The following is a 23,500-nucleotide window of genomic DNA, read 5'->3' on the forward strand; positions in this document are numbered from 1 at the left end:
ACAGTGAAACAGGGGTGTGTGTTTGGCAAGGATTTACCCTAACCCCCAAGTACCAAGCACTTTTCCAATTTGAGGCTTGATAATAGCGCTCAAGACGGCCCGAGGTTCTTCCCTTCCCGGCCTACACAACATATAGTGGCTGCCAACAACGTGTAGGCAAACACGGCGGGACTTGGGAATACAGGCATGGCACATATCATTGTGGTCGGGAACGAAAAGGGCGGCGCAGGCAAATCAACCGTGTCGATGCATGTGGCCACTGCATTGGCACGGCTGGGGCACAAGGTCAGCACACTCGATCTTGACCTGCGGCAGCGCAGTCTGGGTCGTTATTTCGAGAACCGCTTGAACTTCCTGAACGGCTCGGACCTGTCTCTGCCCAGCCCACGCCACCACGACCTGCCCGAGATTGACGCCAGCGCTCTGCAACCCGGTGAAAACATCTATGACCACCGCCTTTCGGCCGCCGTGGCCGAACTGGAAAGCGATAGCGATTTCATCCTGATCGACTGCCCCGGTTCGCACACTCGACTCAGCCAGGTTGCACATTCGCTGGCCGATACGCTGATTACACCGCTGAACGACAGTTTCATCGATTTTGACCTGCTGGCGCGGATCGATTCCAAAGGTGAGAGAATCCTTGGCCCCTCGGTCTATTCCGAGATGGTCTGGAACGCGCGCCAATTGCGTGCACAGGCCGGGCTGAAACCCATCGATTGGGTAGTGGTGCGCAACCGGGTCGGGACCCAGCGCATGGTCAACAAGGAGAAGATGCAACGCGCGATCGAAATGCTGTCACAGCGCATCGGCTTCCGCGTCGCCTCGGGCTTTTCCGAGCGAGTGATTTTCCGCGAGTTGTTCCCGCGCGGACTGACTTTGCTGGACCTCAAGGATATCGGGGTCAAGCAGCTCAATATCTCCAACATCGCCGCACGCCAGGAATTGCGCGACATGATGAAGGAACTGAGCTTGCCGGGTGTTGAGATCGATTTCTGAGCGACCACAGCTCGAATTACCCAACATATCCGCCCAAGACCCCGGAAAATTTAAAAGTTTCCGGATCGATTTCATTCTATGAAATCGTGCGCAGCAGCAGTCGCACGCGTTGGCACGGGTGTCAGTGATCGGTTAGCCCGCCGTTCTGTAAATCGTAAACAGCTCTTTCGGCTCTGCCACGCCCCGCAACATATAGCGACCGACCGAGATCAGATCCTGATCGCAGGGATGGGCCGCGCGGGCTACATCGTCGGAAATCAGGATGCGCTGCCCCAGTGACCTGTGCATTCCCGCGATTCTCGAAGTCTGGTTGACCGCCGGACCAATTACCGTGAAATCCAGCCGACTTTCGGAGCCGATGTTTCCATAGAGGATCTCACCAGAGTGCAATGCCAGCGTATAGTTCGAAACCGGTTGCCCCCGTGAACTCCGCTGAGTGTTCAATTCGGCCATGCGCTCTTGCAGCATGGTCGCCGCAGCCAGCGCGGCGCGGGCATCGGCATCGATCTCGCCGACATCAAACATCGCCATGACACCGTCGCCCATGAACTTCAGGATGTTGCCTTCGCATTGATGAACAACATCGACCACCACACCCAGGTAGTCATTCAGCATATCTATGACTTCGATCCCTGGCATCTCTTCCGACAAGCTGGTGAACCCTTCCAGATCGAAGTTCCAGATCACCGCATCGATCTGCTGCAGTGACCCGCGACGGATTTCACCGGACAAGACCCGACGACCGGCATCGCGCCCCAGATAAACCCGCATCAAATCTTTCGACACCCGCGCGTTCGAGGCTGACTTCAGAGCCAGCCCCAGATGCGGTAGCGCCGTATTGATCACGTCCAGATCATCGTCGCAGAATCCTTCCGGCGCATTGCTGGACCAGGACATCAAGACACCGTCGATTGCCTCTTTCGCATCATAGGGGTTGCGTTGAGCCGGCACATCAAAGCTGATGCCAGTCGCGTAATAGTCCGTGGCTCCGTTTTCCCGCAACTCGTTTAGCAGGGGAAAACGGCTGGGTTCGTTCTGATCGACCAGCCGTTCACGGATAGCATCGATATCTTCGTGCAATACGGCATACAGCGGACTTTGTGTCCAAACTTCACTGGGCTCTTCGGAATACTCGAAGGTTTCCAGATTACTTCCTTTGCTGCGGTACCAGCTATAGCCCGTTCCGCCATAGACGGGATGCAAGGCCGGTTGCGCCGCATGAAAGCGCATCAAGGGCACACCAAGATCAACTAAACGGGTGCAATACCCGTCCAGAAGTTCTTGTTTGTCGGCCCCTTCCAGGCCGCGGGTCACCAACCAATCTATCAGATCATGGGATTTTGCCGTTGGGGAATCCGGCGCTGTCATGTGTCGTTCCTGTGTCCGTTATGACGTTGATCTGGGGGCAGCTGTACCGGATTACCAGTACCCTAATCCATTCCGGCCAGACGTCGCAGCATCATGCGCAGCAAAGCGGCCTCACCCGTGGTGAAACGCGATGCCAGTTTCTGATCATAATCCTGCGCGATACCGCTTAACTCGCGATAAACCTTCTGGCCAGCCGAGGTCAGCGATAGCCGCTCAACCCGCCGGTCATTTTCATCCCGCAACCTTTGCAAATATCGGCGCTGTTGCAATCGGCTGACCGCACGGCTGACCTTGGTTTTGTGGATTTTGGCACGCTCAACAATGTCGCGTGCGGTCATCTCACCATGATTGCCCAGATGAAACAGCACCCGCCATTCGGTGCGCAGCATTCCGTAGCGATCCTTGTAAACGCGCTGAAACTCAAGCGAACTTTCCTCGGCCGCCTGATTCAACAGGAACGGCAGGAAATTTCGCAAATCAAACTCATCTTTTTGGTCATTTTTAGGCTGGGTCATCCTTGTTAGTTACAAAATCAACTATTATTCGACAAGTGACAAGTTGAAGGATCACCGGAGACGAGATGAGTTTTGATATCTGGATCACCTATGTGGCGACGGTGTTGCTGCTGATGAGCACACCAGGGCCAAGCCAGTTGCTGATGCTGTCGAACTCGGCAACCAATGGGCTGCGGCGAGGTTTTTTTACCGCTGCGGGTGATTTGACGGCCAATTTCTTTCAAATGTTGGCCGCCGGTCTGGGTCTGGCTGCCCTGATCGCCACGTCCGGGACCGCCTTTACCGTGATCAAGTGGTTGGGCGTGGCCTATCTGGTCTATCTCGGCGTCAAGCAAATCGTGAAGGCACGCGTTGCCGAAACCAACGATGCGCCACGTGCCAGCCGCAAGGCGCTCTGGATGCAGGGCTTCATCACCTCTGCCGCGAATCCCAAGGCGGTGGTGTTCTTCGCCGCTCTGTTTCCGCTGTTCATCGATGGCGCGCTGCCATTCTGGCCGCAATTCGCCATCCTCTCGGCCACATATCTGATCATAGACGGGTTGTTTCTGATGGCCTATGGCTCCACTGCCAGTTGGCTGGCCCGGCGCCTGCAGGGGCCGGCAAGGCTTTGGCTCGACCGGATCGGTGGCAGCTTCATGATATTGGCGGCAGTCCTGCTGGGCTTCAAATCCCTGCGCGCCGCCTCGTAACCGAAAGACATAAGGACGCAATATGCCTTTGAAGAAATCCTGGGTCGCATCGGCCAATTCCGCCGACCACCCCTTCCCGCTGAACAACCTGCCTTATGGCGTGTTCTCGACCGAAACCACCGAGCCCCGCTGCGGCGTTGCCATCGGCGACATGATCTTCGACGTGACTGCTGCCGAAGCTGATGGATTAATCGCGCTGTCGGATGAGCCGCTGTTCGATCTGCCCTTCTGGAATCCGCTAATGGAAGAAGGCCCTGCCGTATGGGCTGCATTGCGCGACCGCCTTTCTACGCTATTGGCTGAAGATTCGGACGAACAGCACAAGATCGAAGGTCTGCTGATCCCGCAGGACGAGGCCGAGATGCACATGCCCTTTGCCGTCAGCGAATACACCGATTTCTACGCGGGCCGCCACCATGCCCAGAACGTGGGCACCATGTTCCGCGGCCCGGAAAACGCATTGCCGCCGAACTGGCTGCACATCCCCATCGGCTATAACGGCCGCGCGTCGTCTGTTGTCGTTTCAGGCACAGATATCCGTCGCCCCTGGGGTCAGTTGAAATCGCCCGATCAGGACCTGCCTGCTTTCCTGCCCAGCCGTCGATTTGATATCGAACTAGAGATGGGTGCAATCGTGGGCACACCGTCTGACGGCCCAATTTCAGTGCAGGAAGCCGATGACAACATCTTTGGCTATGTCCTGCTAAACGACTGGTCCGCGCGCGATATTCAGGCCTGGGAATACCAGCCGCTGGGGCCATTTCAGGCCAAGGCGACCGCGACCTCGATCAGCCCGTGGATCGTGACCAAAGCGGCGCTGGAACCGTTCCGCTGCGATACGCCCGATCGTGAGTTTGCCCTGCTGGACCACCTGAAGGATTGCGGCCCGATGCTCTATGACATCGATTTGGCCGTGACGATGGCGCCCGAGAATAAAGACGCCACGACCATCGCACGAACCAATTATCGCGAGATGTACTACTCGGCGGCGCAGCAGTTGGCGCATCACTCGACGTCTGGGTGTCCGATGAACACGGGCGACCTGTTGGGGTCCGGCACCATTTCGGGGCCGAACAAGCCAGAGCGCGGATCACTTCTGGAACTCAGCTGGGGCGGGAAAGAGCCACTGACGCTGGACACAGGCGAGACCCGCACCTTCATCGAGAACGGCGACACGCTGACCCTGACCGGCGCAGCCAAGGGCGACGGCTATACCATCGGGTTCGGCGATTGCACCGGCACCGTGCTGCCCGCACTCGAAAATCCATTCGCCAGAGATTGATGCAGGTCCAGTCCGCATATTCAGAGCGCGCTCTGCCAGTCCTTAACGGCCTCGATGGGATAAAGCAGCATCAGCACGTTCAGCGTCAGACCATCGCGGATCAGCGCGGTGGTCACGATCTCGAACCCCAGCGCAATGGTGACCGTCATCCAGATCGGCAGGCGACGCGCCAACCAGAACCCCAGCATCATCGCGCCAATATCGGCGATCGAGTTGACGACACTGTCGCCGTAGTAATCCAGCGAGATCGTGACCGCGCGGTAATGTTCGATCACGGCATTGGTGTTCTCGGAAATCTCCCACGCGACTTCTATCAAGGTGGCGATGAACAACCGCCAGCCAACGGCAAGGCGGCGCGCCACCAGCCACAGAAAACCGTAAAACAGAAAGCCATGAATGATGTGGCTGGGCGTGTACCAATCGGTCAGATGCTGCGAGCTTTCGGAACTGAAGGTTTCACCATGCCACAGCTTGACAAACCCGCATTTGCAAATCGGTTCGCGGCCCATCCACAGCAGGATGATGGCGCAGGCAATGACAACACAAGCGGTTGCCCAATAAGGCAAAAATCGACGTTCAAACATATGGCGACAACATCATCAAAGCCAGTCGCTGTCCAGAAGGGAAATCACTGATATGGCCAAGGCATTTGCGTCCCAGGGGGACATGTCGGAAAAGAAAATCTCGTTCACCGAGGTGGGCGAAGGGCTCTATGCCTTCACCGCCGAAGGCGACCCGAACTCGGGCGTGATCATCGGCGATGACAGCGTGATGATTGTCGAGGCGCAGGCGACCCCGCGTCTGGCCAACAAGGTGATCGAATGCGTGCGGTCGGTGACTGACAAGCCGATCACCCATGTGGCGCTGACCCATTACCACGCAGTACGCGTGCTGGGCGCGAGCGCCTTTGGTGCGCAACAGATCCTGATGTCGGATATGGCGCGCGCCATGGTGGTTGAACGCGGTCAGGAAGACTGGGACAGCGAATTCCAACGCTTCCCGCGTCTCTTTGAAGGACACGAAAGCATCCCCGGCCTCACATGGCCCACCACCACCTTCAGCGACAAAATGACGGTTTATCTGGGCAACCGCCGGATCGACCTGATGCATCTGGGCCGTGCGCATACCGCTGGCGATATCGTCATCCACGTGCCCGATCAGAATGTCATGTTCACCGGTGACATCGTCGAATACCATTCGGCCTGCTACTGCGGCGATGGGCATTTCAGCGATTGGGGAGATACGCTGGATGAGATCAAGTGGTTCGACGTAGACGCTATCGCGCCGGGGCGCGGCGACGCTCTGGTCGGTAAGGACATGGTCAACGCGGCCATCGAAAACACCCGCGATTTCGTGGAAAGCACCTACCGCCCGGCAGCAAAGGTCGCGGCGCGTGGCGGTTCGCTGAAAGAAGCCTGGGACGCCGTGCGCGCAGAATGCGACCCAAAATTCGCCGACTATGCGATCTACGAACACTGCCTGCCCTTCAATGTTGCCCGCGCCTATGACGAGGCCCGCGGCATCGACACGCCCCGTATCTGGACCGCCCAGCGCGATCTGGAGATGTGGGAGGCCCTGCAGGGCTAAGAATTCCGGGCCGGATTTGATCCAGATCGTGGCGGCCCGGATTTGACAGTGAAACTCTAACGCAAGACCTCCGGCGCAACTGTGCCGGGGAACAGATGAGGTGCGCCCGATGCGCCAGAAATGGGAGAGAGAGAGTGAACAAGATTTTTGAAGTTCCACTTTATGCCTACGAGGCCAGCCCGGATCAATCCGCGCCAGCGCCCGTGCGCCACAAGGTCATCGTTGTCGGGGCCGGTCCGGTGGGTCTGGCCGCCGCCATCGATCTGGCCCAGCAAGGGGTCGAGGTGCTGGTGCTGGACGACAACGACAAGGTCAGCTTCGGCAGCCGCGCCATTTGTTTTGCCAAGCGCCCGCTGGAAATCCTCGACCGTCTGGGTTGCGGGCAGCCGATGGTCGACAAAGGCGTTCTTTGGAACAAGGGCAAAGTGTTCTTCGACGAACGTCAGGTTTACGAGTTCGACCTGCAGCCCGACAGCGGCGATCAGCGCCCGGCCTTCATCAACCTTCAGCAATACTATTTCGAGCAGTTTCTGGTCGACCGCGTCCGCGAATTGCAAGCGCAGGGTGCACCGATCGAAATCCGCGGCCGCAACAAGGTCGAAGCCGTTGGAACCCACCCCGATCACGTCAAGCTTGAGGTCGAAACGCCTGAGGGTTCGTACACCATCGAGGCGGATTGGGTCATCGCCTGCGACGGCGCGGGCTCACCCATGCGCGCCATGATGGGTAAGGATTTTGTGGGCCGCGTGTTCGAAGACAACTTCCTGATCGCTGATGTGATTATGGAGGCCGATTTCCCCTCGGAGCGCTGGTTCTGGTTCGATCCGCCGTTCAACAAAGGCCAATCTGCTTTGCTGCATAAACAACCCGATGGCGTCTGGCGCATCGATCTGCAACTGGGATGGGATATCGACAAGGAACGCGAAAAGCGCCCGGAAAACGTGATCCCGCGCCTCAAGGCCATGCTGGGCGAGGAGGTAAATTTCGAGCTGGAATGGGTCAGCATCTACACCTTCCAGTGCCGCCGGATGGAGCAATTCCGCCATGGCCGCGTGATCTTTGCCGGTGACAGTGCCCATCAGGTCAGCCCGTTTGGCGCACGGGGCGCAAACTCGGGCGTGCAGGATACCGACAACCTGTGCTGGAAACTGAAACTGGTGATCGATGGCAGCGCACCTGAATCTTTGCTGGACAGCTACGATCAGGAACGTATTCACGGTGCGGACGAAAACATCCTGAACTCGACCCGCTCGACCGATTTCATCACCCCGAAATCGCAGATGTCCCGCATCCTGCGCGACGCGGTGCTGGACTTGAGCGAGCACTATGACTTCGCCCGCCCGATGGTGAATTCTGGCCGCCTGAGCGTACCTTGCGTCTATGACGGCTCGTCGCTGAATTCGGCGGATGCGTTGAACGGGCCGACGCAGACGCGTCCCGGAGCGTCCTGTCCCGATGCGCCTTTGGGTGATGGCTTTCTACTGCCTAAACTGGCTGGACAGTTCACGCTGCTGACCATCGACGCCGATGCACCAGATGAGATCGAGGTCGATGGCATCATCGTCAAACGCCTGGCACTCTCGGTCAAAGACGACCCGACCCTGACGCTGAAGCGCCGCTATCTGGGCGATGCCAGCGGAGCGGTCTATCTGATCCGTCCCGATCAGCACGTGGCCGCCCGCCGCGACACCTACGAAGAAAATGCATTCCGGCACGCGGTGCGCCGCGCCACAGGCAAGGAGTAAGCGACATGGCTGATCTGATCCTCTCATCCAATCTGACCCAGGCAGACGATTTCTATGCCGATCTGGTGGCCGCCCATGAAGGGCTTGAGAAAGCCGAAAGCGATGCGTTCAACGCGCGCCTTGTGCTGGTTCTGGCAAACCACATCGGCGACAACGCGGTGCTGAAGCAGGCGTTGGACGCCGCAGCCCTGAAACAGGAGTAAGCCTATGAAAATCGAACAGATTCACCACGTCGCCTATCGCTGCAAGGACGCGAAAGAGACCGTTGAATGGTATGGCAAGATGCTGAACATGGATTTCATTCTGGCGATTGCCGAAGACCATGTGCCCTCCACCCATGAACCTGATCCCTACATGCACCTGTTTCTGGATGCCGGAAATGGCAATGTGCTGGCGTTTTTTGAGCTGCCTACCAAGCCGGAAATGGGGCGCGATCCCAACACGCCGATTTGGGTGCAGCACATCGCATTCAAGGTGAAGGACCGTGATGAGCTGATCGCATTCAAGGACCATCTCGAAGCCAACGGCGTCGAGGTTCTGGGTGTCACGGATCATTCGATCTTTCATTCGATCTATTTCTTCGATCCGAACGGTCACCGGGTGGAACTGGCTTGCCCCGACCCCGAGGAAGAGGCCATGCTGGCCCGGCTGGATTCGGTCAAATGGGATATGCTCGAAGAATGGTCGCGCACCAAACGAGCCCCTCAGCATGCCGACTGGCTGCATGCCAAGGAACTAAGCAAAGGCTAACCATCGTATGTCCGAAGTGGTTCTGTTTGATTACTGGCGTTCGTCCGCCAGTTACCGGGTGCGGATTGCACTGAATCTGGCTGGGATCACCTACCGCCCGGTCGTCGTGGATCTGGTGAACGGGGCGCATCGCGCCCCGGATCATTTGGACCGCAACCCGCAAGGTCTGGTCCCGGTGCTGGATATCGATGGGGTTCGGTTGACCCAATCGCTGGCGATCATCGATTATCTGGATGAGACCCGCGAACTGGGTCTGCTGCCAGCCGATCCGGCCAAGCGAGCCGCGGCGCGGGCATTGGCGCACAGTATCGCGGTGGATATCCATCCGGTCTGCAATCTGTCGGTTGCCAAACATGCCACCGCGCTTAGTGATGGTGCAGGCGACATGCCCGGCGACTGGATGCGTCACTTCATCCGGCCGGGTCTGCTCGCGTTTGAATCGCTGCTGGGTGGCTTTGATCAATCCCCGTTCTGTACCGGAGACGCGCCCGGTCTGGCCGACATCTGCCTGATCCCGCAGCTTTATAATGCGCGCCGGTGGGAAGTTGATCTATCCGAGATGCCACGCCTGACAGCGGTCGAGGCCGTCTGCGCCGAGCATTCGGCCTTTGCCGCAGCCCATCCTGACCTGCACGCTCCGCTCTGAACCGGCGCACAGAGTCTGTGTGGCGGTGCGGGTGCACAAATCCTCGCGCCGTCCTTAGGTTTCTATGCAACGACAGATGGAGAACCCCATGCCCAAGATCACCGGCTACCACGCCCATGTCTATTTCGATGCCGACACGCAGGATACGGCACAGCAGGTCTGTGAAGAGGCCGCGCGTCTGTTTCCCACCGTGCAAATGGGCCGCATGCATGCGCGCAACGTTGGCCCTCATCCGCGTTGGAGTTGCCAGCTGGGCTTTCCCGCCGAAGCCTTTGATCAGGTCTTTCCCTGGCTGATCCTAAACCGGCAAGGGCTGACCATCTTTACCCATCCAGAAACCGGCGATCACTTGGCCGATCATCGGGATCGCGCCATTTGGATGGGCGAGATGCTGGAGCTTGATCTGTCGATCTTTGATTAACCCAGCTCACGCGCGCGATCGCGCAAGATGAACTTCTGAATCTTCCCCGTCGACGTTTTCGGCAACGCCCCGAAGACAATCGTCTTGGGGGCTTTGAAATGGGCCATATGATCCCGGCAGAAAGCGATGATCTCAGCCTCATTCGCCTCTGCCTGAGGCTTCAATTCCACAAACGCACATGGCGTTTCGCCCCATTTCTCATCCGGGCGGGCCACCACCGCCGCCTCCATCACAGCCGGGTGTTTATACAGCGTATCTTCGACCTCGACCGACGAGATGTTCTCACCGCCCGAGATGATGATGTCCTTGGACCTATCCTTCAGCGCGATATAGCCATCCGGATGCATCACCCCCAGATCGCCCGAGGCAAACCACCCGCCCTTGAAGGCCTTGTCTGTCGCCTCAGCGTTCTTGAGATAGCCCTTCATGACAATGTTGCCCTGCATGAAAATCTCACCCATGGTTTCGCCATCCGAAGGCACGGGTTCCATCGTCTCGGGGTCAGCCACCATCAACCCGGACAGGGCGACGTATTTCACCCCCTGACGCACCTTCAGCGCGGCGCGATCTTCCGCGCCTTTCTCGTTCCATTCGTCCTTCCATGCACAGACAACGGACGGACCATAGGTCTCGGTCAGGCCATAGACATGGGTAACCTCAACACCCATCCCTTCCATCGCTTCGATCACCTTGGCCGGCGGTGGAGCGCCAGCGGTCATCGCCTTGATCTGCTGCGTGAAATCCTTGAGATGATCGGGCGCGTTGGCCAGCATATTCAACACGATCGGTGCGCCACAGAAATGGGTCACACCCTCTTCTCGGAAGGCGCGATAGATCGGTTCGTCCCGCACGGCGCGCAGGCAGACGGAGGTGCCCGCATTGGCCGCCATCGTCCACGGGAAGCACCAGCCATTGCAGTGAAACATCGGCAAGGTCCACAGATAGACCGAATGCTGCGGCATCCCCCATGTCAGAATGTTCGACGTTGCATTCAGCGCCGCGCCGCGGTGGTGATAGACTACACCTTTGGGGTTGCCGGTGGTGCCCGAAGTATAGTTCAGCGTGATCGCATCCCATTCATCTGCGGGCAAAGACCAGTCGAACTCTGGATCACCCTCGGCCAGCAGACCCTCATAGGTCAGATCTCCCAATCGCTCGCCACCGTCAAAACTGGCGTCTTCGATGTCGATCACCAGAATGTTGTGATCCACCTGCGCTAACGCCTGTTTCACGACGCCTGAAAACTCGGGATCGACCAGCAGAACCTTGGCTTCGGCATGGTTCAGAATGAAGGCGATGATCGGCGCATCCAACCGCGTGTTGATCGCGTTCAGCACCGCCCCTGCCATGGGCACGCCAAAATGCGCCTCATACAGCTCGGGGATATTGGCCGCGATGATCGAGACTGTATCGCCCACGCCTACGCCACGCGTAGTCAGCGCGCTGGCCAGACGTCGGCTCCGCGCATAGGTTTCTGCCCAGCTATACCGGCGCTCGCCATACACAACGGATGGGTAATCCGGATACACTGCCGCCGTCCGCTCAAGATAGCTCAGCGGAGACAACGGCGTGAAATTCGCCGGGGTTTTATCCAGATGTTGCTGGTAGATAGGTGTGGCTGTCATCCGGCGATCCTCCCAAACTCGTCAGATTGTCGTATTGAGCACAAAGTTTACGTCATAACAAACCCGTATTAATACGCGTTTGAGCTACACTGGAGATATCCTATGGGCTAATCTGGCCCTACTTCACGCGCACCATTCGCGTTGATCTGCAGTATCACGTCACTTTGCGCCCGCCGGGACCTACTGATTCCCCGCGCGCCCCACTTTTGAAAGGACATGTCATGGACGGCACGTTCAACGAAAACGATCTTTCCCGCGTCGTCGAAGCCGACCGCGCCCACCTCTGGCATCACCTGATCCAGCACAAGCCGTTTGAGACCAACGATCCCCGTATCATTGTCGAAGGCAAAGGCATGCGCGTGTGGGACCAAAAGGGCAAAGAGCACCTGGATGCCGTATCAGGCGGTGTCTGGACCGTGAACGTGGGCTATGGCCGCGAATCTATCTGTAAGGCGGTTTATGACCAGCTGATGAAGCTGTGCTACTTCGCCAACACCGCTGGCTCGATCCCCGGTTCGAATTTCGCGGAAATGCTGATCGACAAGATGCCGGGCATGAGCCGCGTATACTACACCAACTCAGGTTCTGAGGCGAACGAGAAGGCGTTCAAGATGATCCGCCAGATCGCGCACAAGAAATATGGCGGCAAGAAAACCAAGATCCTGTATCGCGACCGCGACTATCACGGCTCCACCCTGGCGACCATGTCGGCAGGTGGTCAGGACGAGCGCACCGCGCAGTACGGTCCCTTTGCACCCGATTTCGTGCGCGTGCCTCACTGCATGGAGTACCGCAAGCACGAGCTGGACGGCGCACCGGAAGAGAACTTTGGCGAATGGGCTGCAGATCAGATCGAAGAGGTCATCCTGCGCGAAGGCCCCGACACCGTTGGCGCCCTGTGCCTTGAGCCCGTGACCGCAGGCGGTGGCGTCATCGAAGCGCCTGAAGGCTATTGGCCCCGCGTGCAGGAGATCTGTAAGAAATACGACATCCTGCTGCACATTGACGAGGTTGTCTGCGGCGTAGGTCGGACCGGCACGTGGTTCGGCTATCAGCAGTACGGCATCAAGCCGGACTTCGTGACCATGGCCAAGGGCGTTGCCTCGGGTTATGCCGCGATCGCCTGCATGGTCACCACCGAGGAAGTCTTTGACATGTTCAAAGACGACGCGGCAGACCCGATGAACTATTTCCGTGATATCTCGACCTTTGGCGGCTGCACTGCCGGTCCGGCGGCAGCGGTTGAAAACATGCGCATCATTCAGGATGAAAACCTGCTGCAGAACTGCGTCGACATGGGTGATCGCATGATGGGCAACCTGCAGGCGCTGATGGAAAAGCACAAAGTCATCGGCGACGTGCGCGGCAAGGGTCTGTTCCTTGGCGCCGAGCTAGTAACCGATCGGACCACCAAGGATCCGATGGACGAAAAGCGCGTTCAGGCCGTTGTCGCAGATTGTATGGCGCAGGGCGTCATCATCGGTGCCACCAACCGCTCGATCCCCAGCCGCAACAACACGCTGTGCTTCTCACCGGCGCTGATCGCGACAGCGGACGACATCGATCAGATCACCGACGCCGTAGACGGCGCGCTGGGGCGTGTGTTCGGCTGATCTAGGCAACGAACTACCATTGAACCACATGAAACCCGCCAAATTTCGGCGGGTTTCTTTTCATGAGGACATCAGCCAAGCGTATGAGCTGATGCCAAAGATACTCAATTTTCATTCAAATGGCGGGAAAGAGTCCAAATTGGCCCTGAGCGCCGACGTTTTCTGCTGATGAAACGTCCCAAAATATCCATCTCAAAACTTACCTGCGTCCTATGTTTCAGGAGGTTGGGAGGGAAATCGAATGGCGACGCACGGGTATTGTCTGTGTAAAAGAACGAGCTGGGCCTACCAGGGCAGTCAAACATGGGCATGCTATTGCCACTGCGACGATTGCCGTCGGAATTGTGCCGCGCCGGTGGTTGCCTGGTTAGGCGTGCCGATAGAGAACTTTGAGTGGACCGGCGATAAACCCGGCACTTATGAAAGTTCCAAAGGCGTTTTCAGGCACTTTTGCGGGACGTGCGGATCACCTATTGGATTTGAAGCCGATCATTATCCTGGTGGTATGCACCTTTACGCAGCGTCGCTCGAAAACCCGGAAGATTTCAAACCGACTTTTCACGTCAACAAGCAAAGCAAATTGCCTTGGCTGCAAATGACTGATGATCTCGACGCGTTTGAAGGCACATTGCTACACACCCCTAACGACCCAGACGGATATCGTTAGATGAGGAAGCCACCTGGTTTTCAAGTGGCTGCTTTGCGCTGCCCTGCAGTCATTGATCATGTGTCAATGTAAACATACCCGCCACCGAACACACGCGCACGGATGACAGCGGCACGTCGGACGCTCGGCTTCACCGTACCAGCTACCGGCCGGGGCGCGGAGAGCTCAGATTACTCACCAAAATTCGGATAGATAAACCCGTTCACCGGGTACGAACTGCCGTAACTGCCCGGCCGGCTTTCAACCCGGACAAGCGTCCAATCATTGTTTTTGGACACGTCCCTCACGCCCATCTGCAACGACACCTTATTCCGGAGCCAGTTTGCGTGGTTCACAATGACTTCCCGCTCGGTGACAATATCGGACACGACAGCCACATGTCCCAGGGGCATCCCTCTGGTGGCCCGAAACGACATCACCGCACCGACCTCCGGTTCATTACCCCGGTCAAACCCATTGCGGGCCTTGCCCCACCAATCCTTGGCGTTGCCACGAATTTCGATGCCGCTGAGATTTCGTGCGTAGGGCACGCACCACACTCTTTGTCCCAGCGCATGTTTTCTTGAGACCTCTTGCAACGCCATGGCCTGACGTTCGGGATCCAAGTCCACCTCATTCGGATTCTTGGCACAGGCCGAGATCAGACTGAAAAGTCCCAAAACAACGGCAATTCGCGCGACGCCGGGCAGGCGCGACCAGATCGTATCGGTATTGCGTGCGTTGTACTGCAAGAAGGTTCTTTGCCGGTTTGAGTGGTGAAGCAGTTTTAATAATATCTTTAGGAAAAAGAAAAGAGCCCAACTGTTCCCCGGCAGAATATTGCCAGTTCCTGCGCCGCATTCCGGCCGTTGGCCGAGCGTGCGGTCACTTATTCAAAAGGTTTCCTCCCTGTGCCGTCCCTGGGATTCATGGCAGGCGAAGAGACCGGCACAATGTCATCGGACACATGAACGCCAACCCGTCCCGCAGGTCGACGATCAAGCATCCGCTGGACAGTCGGGTTAGGCAGAATTACTTTGACCGCAACCCAATCCAACAGGAGGTTTGTATCGGATGTCCAAGACACTCTCGATCGCGGCAACTTCAATTCTGTTTTTGTCAACAGCGGCCTATGCGCAAGAACAATGCGCTGCTGGCAAAACGCTGACAGACGGCAAATTCACCATCGCAACGGGCAACCCGGCCTACTATCCGTGGGTGATCGACGACGCGCCAGAAAGCGGCGAAGGGTTCGAGGCAGCCGTTGCTTATGCCGTGGCTGAAGAAATGGGGTTTGCAGCTGATGATGTCGTTTGGGTCCGCTCGTCCTTCGACGAGGCGATCCAGCCCGGCGCCAAGGAATTTGACGTCAACATGCAGCAATATTCGATCACGCCTGAACGGGATCAGGTGGTCGATTTCTCTGCCCCTTACTACACCGCCCCGATGGCAGTTCTGGTCAGCCCCAATTCGACCGACACTGCCCCGACGCTTGAAGCGCTGAAAGGCCTGCAATGGGGGGCCGTCGGCTCGACCACGGCGGTGCCGAAACTGGCCAGCATCATCCAGCCCGACAGCGATCCGCTGCTTTATGGTGACAATGCTGACGTTAACGCCGCCATGTCGGCCAACCAGATCGATGCGGCCCTGTTCGACCTGCCCACCGCCCTGTTCCTGAGCGCAGTGATGATCGAAGGCTCAAAGGTCATCGGTCAGTTCCCGGCGGATGAAAATGACAATCCGGATCATTTCGGCATGCTGATGGAAGAAGGCAACCCTCTGAAAGCCTGCGTGGACGAGGCGCTGGCGGCACTGGCAGCTAACGGCAAACTGGCCGAAATCGAAGCCGTATGGCTGCAGGACACCACCGGTGTCCCTCTGATCAAATAACATGGCAGATCATAAGGCGGCGGGGATGACCCGCCGCGAACGGTATGAGGCGCACCAACGACGCAGGTCGTTGGTGATCGCCACGATTAGCACGGTCACTGTTGTGGCCGCGATCTACTTTCTGGTGCCGCTCGCGCCGGGCTGGTCGAAGGTTCAGCAAAGCTTTTTTAACGGCGAGACGCTTGTCAAAACCTTCCCGAAACTGCTTGAGGCGTTTCGGATCAACGTGATGATCTTTTTGTGGTCCGCACCGGCAATCGCCGTGCTTGGCCTGTTGATTGCCTTGGCGCGGGATGCCAAATCCCCCGCCCTGTTTCCGCTGCGCATCTTTGGCGCGGCGTTCACCGACATTTTCCGCGGCGTGCCAGTGATCCTGACGGTCTATCTGATCGGCTTCGGCATTCCGGGGCTCGGCCTGCCGCGCCCGTGGAATTCGCCTTACATATGGGGCTCGCTGGCGCTGATCCTGACCTATTCGGCCTATGTGGCTGAAATCTTCCGCTCGGGCATCGACAGCGTCCACCACAGCCAGCGCGCCGCCGCATTGTCGCTGGGTCTGTCGGAACGGCAAGTGATGCGCGACGTGGTGTTGCCGCAGGCGATCCGCAACGTGGTGCCCTCACAGATGAACATGCTGATTGCGCTGCAAAAGGATGTCTCTCTGCTCAGCTTTATCGGCCCGGTCGAGATCTTCCGTCAGGCGGGGGTATTCAAATCGCTACTGGCTAATTTCACCCCTTATGTGGGGGCCGCGATCATCTTCCTGATCGTCACCATCCCCGCCACACGCTACGCCGATCACCTGATGGCCCGCCAAATGCGAGAGAGGCGCTGATGCCCAAACTGGAACTTCAGGGCGTGGTGAAACGCTTTGGCGACCGCACGGTCTGTGACGGGATTAATCTCACCGTTGATGAGGGCCAAATGGTTTGCTTGATCGGCGCATCCGGGTCGGGCAAGTCGACTCTGCTGCGTTGTATCAACCTGCTGGAACCCATCGAAGACGGTGCGATCTTTCTGGATGGCGAGGATATCTCGATCCCCGGTCTCAACCCGCAATCGGTGCGCGCCCGGATCGGGATCGTGTTCCAGAGCTTCAACCTGTTTCCGCATATGACCGCGCTTGAGAATGTCATGCTCGCACCTCGCCGGGTGCGTGGACTTACGCGTGCCGAATTGCAGCCCGAGGTCGAGGCGCTGTTTGCCCGGTTCGGGCTGGCCGACCGGATGCACAACTATCCCGACCAATTGTCGGGCGGGCAGCAGCAGCGCGTCGCCATCGTACGCGCCTTGGCCATGCAGCCCGAGGTCATGCTGTTTGATGAAATCACCTCGGCCCTCGATCCCCAACTTGTGGGCGAGGTGCTGGATGTTCTGCTGATGCTGAAGAAACAGGGCATGACGATGGTGATGGCCACGCATGAAATGGGCTTTGCCCGCGAGGCCGCCGACAAGATCTGTTTCCTCGACAGCGGACGGATCATTGAAGAAGGCCCGCCCGAGGCGGTGTTTGACCACCCTTCGCACCAGACCACGCAGGCCTTTTTGGCGCGGGCGTTGAAGTAAGCGCCTGGGCTCTGAATTCCTGACGATCTGGCCCTCAAGGACTCGACTCTTTGAGGGTCAAGAACATATAAGAACAAATGTAGAACATTTGGGGGTTTTATATGTTCGGCGGGATGCAGCGCCGCATCGTTTCACTCTGGTTTCCCCGGCTGGCAAGTGACCGGGCTTTGCGTGTGCGCCCGGTCGATGGGCCGTTTGTTCTGACGCTGAAACAGAACAATGCAAACCGGGTGTATTGCCTGAATGTACAGGCCCAGCGGCAGGGCCTGCACAGCGGCATGCCCTATTCCGATGCCCGCGCCTTTTGCCCCGATCTGCAAAGCCATCCTGCCGACCCGCAAGGGGATCAGCGGTTTCTGCACGCCCTGCGCCGCTGGGCCACGCGCTATTGCCCCTGGGTCGGGCTGGAAGGTGAGGACGGGCTGGTTCTGGACATCACCGGATCGGCTCATCTGGCGGGCGGGGAAGAGATGATGCTGACCGACATGCGCAGGCGTCTGGCCCGGGCCGGGCTGACGGTGCAGATCGGTCTGGCCCCGACACGCGGCGCGGCCTGGGCCTTGGCACATTATGGCGAGGGGGTCGCAACCCAAGATACGCTGAAGGCCATCCGCGCCCTGCCGGTGGCAGCGCTGCGGCTGGATGAGGATACCTCGGTCGCGCTGCAACGGCTAGGCCTGCGCCGGATTGGTGAGCTGGCGCAAACCCCGCGCGCGCCGCTGACACGCCGCTTTGGCCCCGAGGTACTGATGCGGCTGGATCAGGCTTTGGGGGATCAACCTGAACAGATCACCCCGTTGGCCGATCCGCCCCATTACGGCGTGCGCATGACCCTGCCCGAGCCCATTGGCCTGCTGTCCGACATGATGGCCGGGGCGGAACGGCTGCTGGAACGGCTCTGCGACAAGCTGAAAGCGCAGGAAATGGGCGCGCGCAAGCTGTGCATCACCTTGCGCCGGGTGGATCAGGATCATCAGCAGGTCGAACTGCGGCTGGCCCGCCCCTTGCGTGATCCATATCGCATCCTGCCCCTGTTTGAGCGTGGACTGACCGAGGTGGATGCAGGCTTTGGCGTCGATCAGCTGCGGCTGGAGGCCACGCTGGTGGAACCCCTGCCGGTGCGCCAGATCAGCCGCGCCGCAAGCCGGGGCAAAGATCAACTGGATGACCTGATCACCCGCATCGGCACCCGGATCGGGCTAGAGCAGGTCCACCGCTTGCTGCCCGCGCAAAGCCATATCCCCGAACGCAGCTTCATCATCTCGCCCGCCGCCTATTCCGACCCTGCAGGCGGTTGGGTCGCCCTGCGCCCCCGCCCCCTGCAGCTGTTTCCGCCAGAACCTATCGCCGGATCAGGCCCGCACCCGCCGCGCCGCTTTCGCTGGCGGCGCATGTCGCTGACCACAGGCCGATCAACCGGCCCCGAACGCATCTGCCCCGAATGGTGGCTGGAGGATGAGAACTGGCGCACGGGCTTGCGCGATTACTGGCAGGTTGAAACCCGGCAGGGGCGGCGGTTGTGGCTGTATTACACGCCGCAAAATCCGGGATGGTTTGTGCATGGGGAATTCGCATGAGCAAACCGAACCCGCCCAGCTCGCACGCGCAGGACCCCGGCTATGCCGAGCTGGGCGTGACCACCAACTTCACCTTCCTGACCGGAGCCTCACACCCAGAAGAGCTGGTGACCCGCGCGGCAGAGCTGGGCCTGAAGGCCATCGCGATCACCGACCGGAACTCACTGGCCGGGGTGGTCCGGGGCTGGAGCGCGTTGAAAGAACTGCGGCGCGAGGCGGAAGGCGCAGTTCAAATCCGCTCGCAACACCGGCTCGATTCCTCATCCCGGCAAGAGGTCGGGCATGTGCAGCCGATCGACAAACCGGATGTGCCCGCTCTGCCCAAGCTGATCGTCGGCTGCCGTCTGGTTCTGCGCGACAGCGCGGTGCACTGGCTGGCCCTGCCCCGCGACCGAGCCGCCTATCAGCGGCTGACCCGGCTGCTGACGCTGGGCAAGCGACGGGCCGAGAAAGGCGACTGTCATCTGGACCTGCAGGACATGCTGGCGGCCTGTCAGGGGATGATCCTAATCGCGCTGCCTCAGGCAGGGTTGAAACAGGCCATCCCCGACATTCAGACCGTCCGGCGGCAGTTCCCCAATGCGGTGTTTCTGGGGGCCGTGCCGCGTTATGACGGCAGTGACCGGGCCTATCTGGCGGCCTGTGCGCAGGCGGCGCTGCGGGCCTCGGCCCCGATGGTGGCGGTAGGTGATGTGCTGATGCACCGTGGCAACCGCCGCCAACTGGCCGATGTGCTGACCTGCATGCGCGAACACATCACGATTGACCAGATCGGCACCCGCGCCCTGCCCAATGCCGAGCGGCGGCTAAAAGGCTACGCGGATATGGCCCGGCTGTTTCAGGACCACCCCGGCGCGCTGCGCCGCACGCTGGAAATCGCCGACCGCTGCAGCTTTGACCTGAGCGAGCTGTCTTACGAATACCCAGACGAGATCGCCAGCACTGAAACCCCGCTAGCGCGGCTGGAACGTTTGGCCCACGAGGGGCTAAAACGACGCTATCCGGGTGGCCCGCCCGAGCGTGCGCTGCAATTGATGCAGAAAGAGCTGGCCCTGGTCGCCGATCTGGATTTCCCGGCCTATTTCCTGACCGTGCATGACATTGTGCAATTCGCCCGCTCGCAGGGCATTCTGTGTCAGGGGCGGGGCTCGGCCGCCAATTCGATCCTGTGCTATCTGCTGGGCATCACCGATGTCAGCCCCGACATGATCGCCATGGTGTTCGAGCGTTTTGTCTCGAAATACCGAGGCGAGCCGCCGGATATCGATGTGGATTTCGAACACGAGCGGCGCGAAGAGGTGATCCAGTGGATTTACGAGCAATATGGCCGCCACCGCGCGGGCCTCTGTGCCACGGTCATCCATTTCCGATCTCGCGCGGCAATCCGCGAGGTGGGCAAGGTGATGGGCCTGTCCCAGGACGTCACCGCAGGTCTGTCCGGCCAGATCTGGGGGATGAGCAATGGCGGCGTTGATGCCGAGCGGCTGCAGGAACTGGGCCTCGACCTCAAAGACCGGCGCCTGATGCAGACGGTTCGCCTGATTGGCGAGATCATCGGCTTCCCCCGCCACCTGTCGCAGCATGTGGGCGGGTTCGTCATCACCAAAGGGCGGCTGGATGAGCTATGCCCGATCGAAAACGCCGCGATGGAAGACCGCACCGTGATCGAATGGGACAAGGATGACATCGACGCGCTTGGCATTCTGAAGGTGGATGTATTGGGGCTGGGGATGCTCAGCTGTATCCGCAAGGCGTTTGACCTGATGCAACAGCACAACAGCGAAACCCTCAGCATCGCCACCGTCCCGCAAGAGGACACGGCGACCTACGACATGCTGTGCGCCGCTGATGCGGTGGGCGTGTTTCAGGTCGAAAGCCGGGCGCAGATGAATTTCCTGCCCCGGATGCGACCGCGCGAATTCTACGATCTGGTGATCGAGGTCGCCATCGTTCGCCCCGGCCCCATTCAGGGCGATATGGTGCAGCCCTATATCCGACGGCGCAACGGGCTGGAAAAATCCGAACCCTTCGGCCCTGCCTTGGAAGAGGTGACGCGGCGCACGCTGGGCGTGCCGCTGTTTCAGGAACAGGCCCTGCAAATCGCCGTGGTTGGTGCAGGGTTTTCGGCGGAAGAGGCGGATCACCTGCGCCGCTCGCTGGCCTCGTTCCGGCGCATGGGGACGATTGGCACATATCGTGACAAGTTCATCGCGGGGATGCTGAACAATGGTTATACGCCCGAGGTCGCCGACCGCTGCTTTGGCCAGATCGAAGGGTTTGCCGATTACGGCTTTCCCGAAAGCCATGCCGCAGCTTTTGCCATGCTGGCCTATGTCTCGGCCTGGATGAAATGCCACCACCCGGCGATCTTTGCCTGCGCGCTGCTGAACTCGCAGCCCATGGGGTTTTACGCGCCTGCCCAAATCGTGCGGGACGCGCGCGAGCATGGGGTCGAGATTCGTCCGGTCTGCGTCAATGCCTCGACCTGGGACAATCTGCTGGAACGCCGTGCTGACGGGGCGCTGGCCCTGCGGCTGGGTTTTCGCCAGATCAAGGGGTTTAAGCAGGAAGACGCAGACTGGATCGTGGCCGCGCGCGGCAATGGGTATCCGGATCCCGAAACACTGTGGCTGCGGGCGGGGCTGCGCCCGGATGTGCTGACCCGTCTGGCCGAAGCGGATGCATTCTCCGGCATGGACCTGACCCGACGCGACGCCCTGTGGCATGTCAAAGCCATCCGCAGCCGAACCGCCCTGCCGCTGTTCAATGACCCCATCGATGGCGAGAGCATCAACGAACCGCAAGTGAACCTGCCGGTGATGCATCTGGGCGAGGAGGTTGTCGAGGATTATGTCTCGACCCGCCTGACCCTGCGTTCACACCCGATGGAGCTGTTGCGCCCCTCCATCCCCGGCCTTGTGCCGCATGCCACGCTGCAGGACATCCCGCTGGGCCGCTACAGCGTGTGTGGGCTGGTGATCACACGCCAACGGCCGGGAACCGCCTCGGGCGTGATCTTTCTGACGCTCGAGGATGAAACCGGTGTCAGCAATGTGGTTGTCTGGCCCAAGGTCTATGAACGATTTCGCCGCATCGTGATGGGCGGGCGGCTGCTGCAGGTCCGCGGGTATCTGCAGCGCGAGGGGATCGTCGTGCATCTGATCGCGCAGGAAATCACCGATATGTCGCATAAACTGTCCGAGCTTGGGCATCCGCTGGATGAGGCCATCGGCATCACCCAACCGCAAGCGGATGACACCCCGCGCCCCCGGCAGAACGGCCCAAGCGCCCGCCATCCGCGCGAACAGGCCAAGCGTCTGTTCCCAAGCCGGGATTTTCACTAGAACCCGCGCCAACATAAGGCCAGTTTCAAAGAAACATCTGGCTAACGTGATCCGGTCACCTCTTTCCCTTGCCCTTGCCCGCAATATGTTGCACCACACACGGGTTCAAACCCGGTGAACGGGCCAAAGGATAAGGACAAGGCGCATGGCTGACGGATCAATCGACATCAACGCAAAACCCACCGAGGACATTTCGGTTCGCGAGGTGTTTGGCATTGACAGCGATATGGCAGTCAAAGGCTTTGCCGAACGCAGCGACCGCGTGCCGGTGATCGATCCGACCTACAAGTTCGATCCCGAAACCACGCTGGCGATTCTTGCGGGCTTTACCCATAACCGCCGGGTGATGATTCAGGGCTATCACGGCACCGGGAAATCGACCCATATCGAACAGGTTGCAGCCCGTCTGAACTGGCCTGCCGTGCGCGTGAACCTCGACAGCCATATCAGCCGGATCGACCTGATTGGTAAGGACGCGATCAAACTGCGCGACGGCAAGCAGGTCACTGAATTCCACGAAGGCATCCTGCCCTGGGCGCTGCGCAACCCCGTTGCCATCGTCTTCGACGAATACGACGCGGGCCGTGCGGATGTGATGTTCGTGATCCAGCGCGTGCTGGAACATGACGGCAAACTGACCTTGCTGGACCAGAACGAGATCATCACACCGAACCCGAACTTCCGCCTGTTTGCGACCGCCAACACTGTGGGTCTGGGCGACACCACCGGCCTCTATCACGGTACACAGCAGATCAACCAGGCGCAGATGGACCGCTGGTCGCTGGTTTCGACGCTGAACTATCTCAGCCACGATGCCGAGACGATGATCGTTCTGTCGAAAGCGCCGCATTACAACACCGCCGAGGGCCGCAAGACCGTCAGCCAGATGGTCACCGTCGCCGACCTAACCCGGACCGCCTTCATGAACGGCGATCTGTCGACCGTCATGAGCCCCCGGACCGTGATCAACTGGGCCCAAAACGCAGAAATCTTCCGCAACATCGGCTATGCCTTCCGCCTGTCGTTCCTGAACAAATGTGACGAGCTAGAGCGCCAGACGGTTGCTGAGTTCTATCAGCGCTGTTTTGATGAGGAACTGCCGGAAAGCGCGGCGAGCGCGAGCTTGGGCTAAGCAATATGAATTGCGCCCTGCGGGGCGCAATGCCTCCGGCGGAGGTATTTTTGGCCAAATGAAGGGGGATCCGATTTCGCATTGATGCGGCGGGTCACTGCAACACAA

The 23,500-nt window shown here is 59.2% G+C and carries 22 protein-coding genes; 17 read left to right on the forward strand and 5 right to left on the reverse strand.

The window, feature by feature from the left end; translation table 11 throughout:
- Positions 1–186: 186 nt before the first annotated feature.
- Positions 187–996, forward strand: coding sequence for a division plane positioning ATPase MipZ (locus ACR0MJ_RS14285; RefSeq protein ID WP_170402416.1), 810 nt, complete (start codon positions 187–189; stop codon positions 994–996).
- A gap of 132 nt (positions 997–1,128) precedes the next feature.
- Here the strand turns inward: ACR0MJ_RS14285 and ACR0MJ_RS14290 are convergent, their stop codons facing one another.
- The gene (locus tag ACR0MJ_RS14290) at positions 1,129–2,364 is read right to left on the reverse strand and encodes an adenylate/guanylate cyclase domain-containing protein (RefSeq protein ID WP_170392675.1); all 1,236 of its coding nucleotides are present in this window, start codon (positions 2,362–2,364) and stop codon (positions 1,129–1,131) included.
- Positions 2,365–2,426: 62 nt separating this feature from the next.
- Positions 2,427–2,879, reverse strand: a complete 453-nt coding sequence (locus ACR0MJ_RS14295; RefSeq protein ID WP_170392676.1) for a MarR family winged helix-turn-helix transcriptional regulator — start codon at positions 2,877–2,879, stop codon at positions 2,427–2,429.
- 65 nt (positions 2,880–2,944) lie between these two features.
- On the opposite strand from ACR0MJ_RS14295, the gene ACR0MJ_RS14300 reads away from it, so the two are divergent.
- Entirely contained in the window at positions 2,945–3,568 is a 624-nt protein-coding gene (locus tag ACR0MJ_RS14300; protein ID WP_170392677.1) for a LysE family translocator, read from the forward strand.
- Between the two features lie 22 nt (positions 3,569–3,590).
- Positions 3,591–4,850 (forward strand): fumarylacetoacetase, encoded by a 1,260-nt coding sequence (gene fahA, locus ACR0MJ_RS14305; RefSeq protein WP_170392678.1) that lies wholly within the window; start codon positions 3,591–3,593, stop codon positions 4,848–4,850.
- Between the two features lie 20 nt (positions 4,851–4,870).
- Here the strand turns inward: fahA and ACR0MJ_RS14310 are convergent, their stop codons facing one another.
- Complete coding sequence (locus ACR0MJ_RS14310) at positions 4,871–5,434, reverse strand: DUF2585 domain-containing protein (RefSeq protein ID WP_170818894.1); 564 nt, start codon at positions 5,432–5,434, stop codon at positions 4,871–4,873.
- Positions 5,435–5,486: 52 nt separating this feature from the next.
- Here ACR0MJ_RS14310 and ACR0MJ_RS14315 point away from each other — a divergent pair, with 52 nt between their 5' ends.
- The 6 genes from ACR0MJ_RS14315 to ACR0MJ_RS14340 all read left to right on the forward strand — a co-directional run bounded on the left by ACR0MJ_RS14315 (position 5,487) and on the right by ACR0MJ_RS14340 (position 9,999).
- Positions 5,487–6,437, forward strand: a complete 951-nt coding sequence (locus ACR0MJ_RS14315) for an MBL fold metallo-hydrolase (RefSeq protein ID WP_480761421.1) — start codon at positions 5,487–5,489, stop codon at positions 6,435–6,437.
- 134 nt (positions 6,438–6,571) lie between these two features.
- On the forward strand, positions 6,572–8,182 hold the full coding sequence (locus tag ACR0MJ_RS14320; protein WP_170402424.1) for an FAD-dependent oxidoreductase: 1,611 nt from the start codon (positions 6,572–6,574) through the stop codon (positions 8,180–8,182).
- Between the two features lie 5 nt (positions 8,183–8,187).
- Complete coding sequence (locus ACR0MJ_RS14325) at positions 8,188–8,385, forward strand: DUF2783 domain-containing protein (protein WP_170392682.1); 198 nt, start codon at positions 8,188–8,190, stop codon at positions 8,383–8,385.
- Positions 8,386–8,389: 4 nt separating this feature from the next.
- Complete coding sequence (locus ACR0MJ_RS14330) at positions 8,390–8,932, forward strand: VOC family protein (protein WP_170392683.1); 543 nt, start codon at positions 8,390–8,392, stop codon at positions 8,930–8,932.
- Between the two features lie 7 nt (positions 8,933–8,939).
- On the forward strand, positions 8,940–9,578 hold the full coding sequence (gene maiA, locus ACR0MJ_RS14335) for a maleylacetoacetate isomerase (protein ID WP_480761424.1): 639 nt from the start codon (positions 8,940–8,942) through the stop codon (positions 9,576–9,578).
- A gap of 88 nt (positions 9,579–9,666) precedes the next feature.
- A complete protein-coding gene (locus tag ACR0MJ_RS14340) occupies positions 9,667–9,999 on the forward strand; it encodes a DOPA 4,5-dioxygenase family protein (RefSeq protein ID WP_480761426.1) in 333 nt (110 codons plus the stop codon).
- Here ACR0MJ_RS14340 and ACR0MJ_RS14345 read toward each other — a convergent pair.
- Positions 9,996–11,624 carry an acyl-CoA synthetase gene (locus tag ACR0MJ_RS14345; RefSeq protein WP_480761427.1) on the reverse strand — a complete coding sequence of 543 codons (1,629 nt, stop codon included), beginning with the start codon at positions 11,622–11,624 and terminating at the stop codon, positions 9,996–9,998. The genes ACR0MJ_RS14340 and ACR0MJ_RS14345 overlap by 4 nt on opposite strands.
- Before the next feature lie 221 nt (positions 11,625–11,845).
- Here ACR0MJ_RS14345 and ACR0MJ_RS14350 point away from each other — a divergent pair, with 221 nt between their 5' ends.
- A complete protein-coding gene (locus ACR0MJ_RS14350; protein ID WP_170392687.1) occupies positions 11,846–13,237 on the forward strand; it encodes an aminotransferase class III-fold pyridoxal phosphate-dependent enzyme in 1,392 nt (463 codons plus the stop codon).
- A 241-nt stretch (positions 13,238–13,478) separates the two neighbouring features.
- Positions 13,479–13,904, forward strand: a complete 426-nt coding sequence (locus ACR0MJ_RS14355) for a GFA family protein (RefSeq protein ID WP_223116959.1) — start codon at positions 13,479–13,481, stop codon at positions 13,902–13,904.
- A gap of 170 nt (positions 13,905–14,074) precedes the next feature.
- On the opposite strand, the gene ACR0MJ_RS14360 is transcribed toward ACR0MJ_RS14355, so the two are convergent.
- Positions 14,075–14,635 (reverse strand): CHAP domain-containing protein, encoded by a 561-nt coding sequence (locus tag ACR0MJ_RS14360; RefSeq protein WP_170392689.1) that lies wholly within the window; start codon positions 14,633–14,635, stop codon positions 14,075–14,077.
- 322 nt (positions 14,636–14,957) lie between these two features.
- Between ACR0MJ_RS14360 and ACR0MJ_RS14365 the strand changes: the two genes are divergently transcribed.
- From ACR0MJ_RS14365 to cobS, 6 genes are all read left to right on the forward strand, one after another.
- Positions 14,958–15,773, forward strand: a complete 816-nt coding sequence (locus tag ACR0MJ_RS14365) for an ABC transporter substrate-binding protein (RefSeq protein WP_170662947.1) — start codon at positions 14,958–14,960, stop codon at positions 15,771–15,773.
- Position 15,774: 1 nt separating this feature from the next.
- Positions 15,775–16,608 carry an amino acid ABC transporter permease gene (locus ACR0MJ_RS14370; protein WP_010437538.1) on the forward strand — a complete coding sequence of 278 codons (834 nt, stop codon included), beginning with the start codon at positions 15,775–15,777 and terminating at the stop codon, positions 16,606–16,608.
- Entirely contained in the window at positions 16,608–17,339 is a 732-nt protein-coding gene (locus ACR0MJ_RS14375; RefSeq protein WP_010437537.1) for an amino acid ABC transporter ATP-binding protein, read from the forward strand. Before ACR0MJ_RS14370 ends, ACR0MJ_RS14375 begins: the two co-directional genes overlap by 1 nt.
- Positions 17,340–17,440: 101 nt before the next feature.
- A complete protein-coding gene (locus ACR0MJ_RS14380) occupies positions 17,441–18,916 on the forward strand; it encodes a Y-family DNA polymerase (RefSeq protein ID WP_170508558.1) in 1,476 nt (491 codons plus the stop codon).
- Positions 18,913–22,260: an error-prone DNA polymerase gene (locus ACR0MJ_RS14385; protein ID WP_480761430.1), complete on the forward strand. Its 3,348-nt coding sequence runs from the start codon at positions 18,913–18,915 to the stop codon at positions 22,258–22,260. Before ACR0MJ_RS14380 ends, ACR0MJ_RS14385 begins: the two co-directional genes overlap by 4 nt.
- Positions 22,261–22,405: 145 nt before the next feature.
- Positions 22,406–23,392, forward strand: coding sequence for a cobaltochelatase subunit CobS (gene cobS / locus ACR0MJ_RS14390; protein WP_010437533.1), 987 nt, complete (start codon positions 22,406–22,408; stop codon positions 23,390–23,392).
- Positions 23,393–23,500: the final 108 nt, after the last annotated feature.

Source organism: Ruegeria sp. C6, from assembly GCF_056537625.1.

What these genes read in the sequence shown, in the direction of transcription:
- ACR0MJ_RS14285 (WP_170402416.1), top strand. Translation starts at nt 187, where the DNA reads ATGGCACATATCATTGTGGTCGGGAACGAAAAGGGCGGCGCAGGCAAA.
- ACR0MJ_RS14325 (WP_170392682.1), top strand. Translation starts at nt 8,188, where the DNA reads ATGGCTGATCTGATCCTCTCATCCAATCTGACCCAGGCAGACGATTTC.
- ACR0MJ_RS14340 (WP_480761426.1), top strand. Translation starts at nt 9,667, where the DNA reads ATGCCCAAGATCACCGGCTACCACGCCCATGTCTATTTCGATGCCGAC.
- cobS (WP_010437533.1), top strand. Translation starts at nt 22,406, where the DNA reads ATGGCTGACGGATCAATCGACATCAACGCAAAACCCACCGAGGACATT.
- ACR0MJ_RS14365 (WP_170662947.1), top strand. Translation starts at nt 14,958, where the DNA reads ATGTCCAAGACACTCTCGATCGCGGCAACTTCAATTCTGTTTTTGTCA.
- ACR0MJ_RS14300 (WP_170392677.1), top strand. Translation starts at nt 2,945, where the DNA reads ATGAGTTTTGATATCTGGATCACCTATGTGGCGACGGTGTTGCTGCTG.
- ACR0MJ_RS14315 (WP_480761421.1), top strand. Translation starts at nt 5,487, where the DNA reads ATGGCCAAGGCATTTGCGTCCCAGGGGGACATGTCGGAAAAGAAAATC.
- ACR0MJ_RS14345 (WP_480761427.1), bottom strand. Translation starts at nt 11,624, where the DNA reads ATGACAGCCACACCTATCTACCAGCAACATCTGGATAAAACCCCGGCG.
- ACR0MJ_RS14375 (WP_010437537.1), top strand. Translation starts at nt 16,608, where the DNA reads ATGCCCAAACTGGAACTTCAGGGCGTGGTGAAACGCTTTGGCGACCGC.
- maiA (WP_480761424.1), top strand. Translation starts at nt 8,940, where the DNA reads ATGTCCGAAGTGGTTCTGTTTGATTACTGGCGTTCGTCCGCCAGTTAC.
- ACR0MJ_RS14370 (WP_010437538.1), top strand. Translation starts at nt 15,775, where the DNA reads ATGGCAGATCATAAGGCGGCGGGGATGACCCGCCGCGAACGGTATGAG.
- ACR0MJ_RS14330 (WP_170392683.1), top strand. Translation starts at nt 8,390, where the DNA reads ATGAAAATCGAACAGATTCACCACGTCGCCTATCGCTGCAAGGACGCG.
- ACR0MJ_RS14355 (WP_223116959.1), top strand. Translation starts at nt 13,479, where the DNA reads ATGGCGACGCACGGGTATTGTCTGTGTAAAAGAACGAGCTGGGCCTAC.
- ACR0MJ_RS14350 (WP_170392687.1), top strand. Translation starts at nt 11,846, where the DNA reads ATGGACGGCACGTTCAACGAAAACGATCTTTCCCGCGTCGTCGAAGCC.
- ACR0MJ_RS14385 (WP_480761430.1), top strand. Translation starts at nt 18,913, where the DNA reads ATGAGCAAACCGAACCCGCCCAGCTCGCACGCGCAGGACCCCGGCTAT.
- ACR0MJ_RS14290 (WP_170392675.1), bottom strand. Translation starts at nt 2,364, where the DNA reads ATGACAGCGCCGGATTCCCCAACGGCAAAATCCCATGATCTGATAGAT.
- ACR0MJ_RS14295 (WP_170392676.1), bottom strand. Translation starts at nt 2,879, where the DNA reads ATGACCCAGCCTAAAAATGACCAAAAAGATGAGTTTGATTTGCGAAAT.
- ACR0MJ_RS14310 (WP_170818894.1), bottom strand. Translation starts at nt 5,434, where the DNA reads ATGTTTGAACGTCGATTTTTGCCTTATTGGGCAACCGCTTGTGTTGTC.
- ACR0MJ_RS14380 (WP_170508558.1), top strand. Translation starts at nt 17,441, where the DNA reads ATGTTCGGCGGGATGCAGCGCCGCATCGTTTCACTCTGGTTTCCCCGG.
- fahA (WP_170392678.1), top strand. Translation starts at nt 3,591, where the DNA reads ATGCCTTTGAAGAAATCCTGGGTCGCATCGGCCAATTCCGCCGACCAC.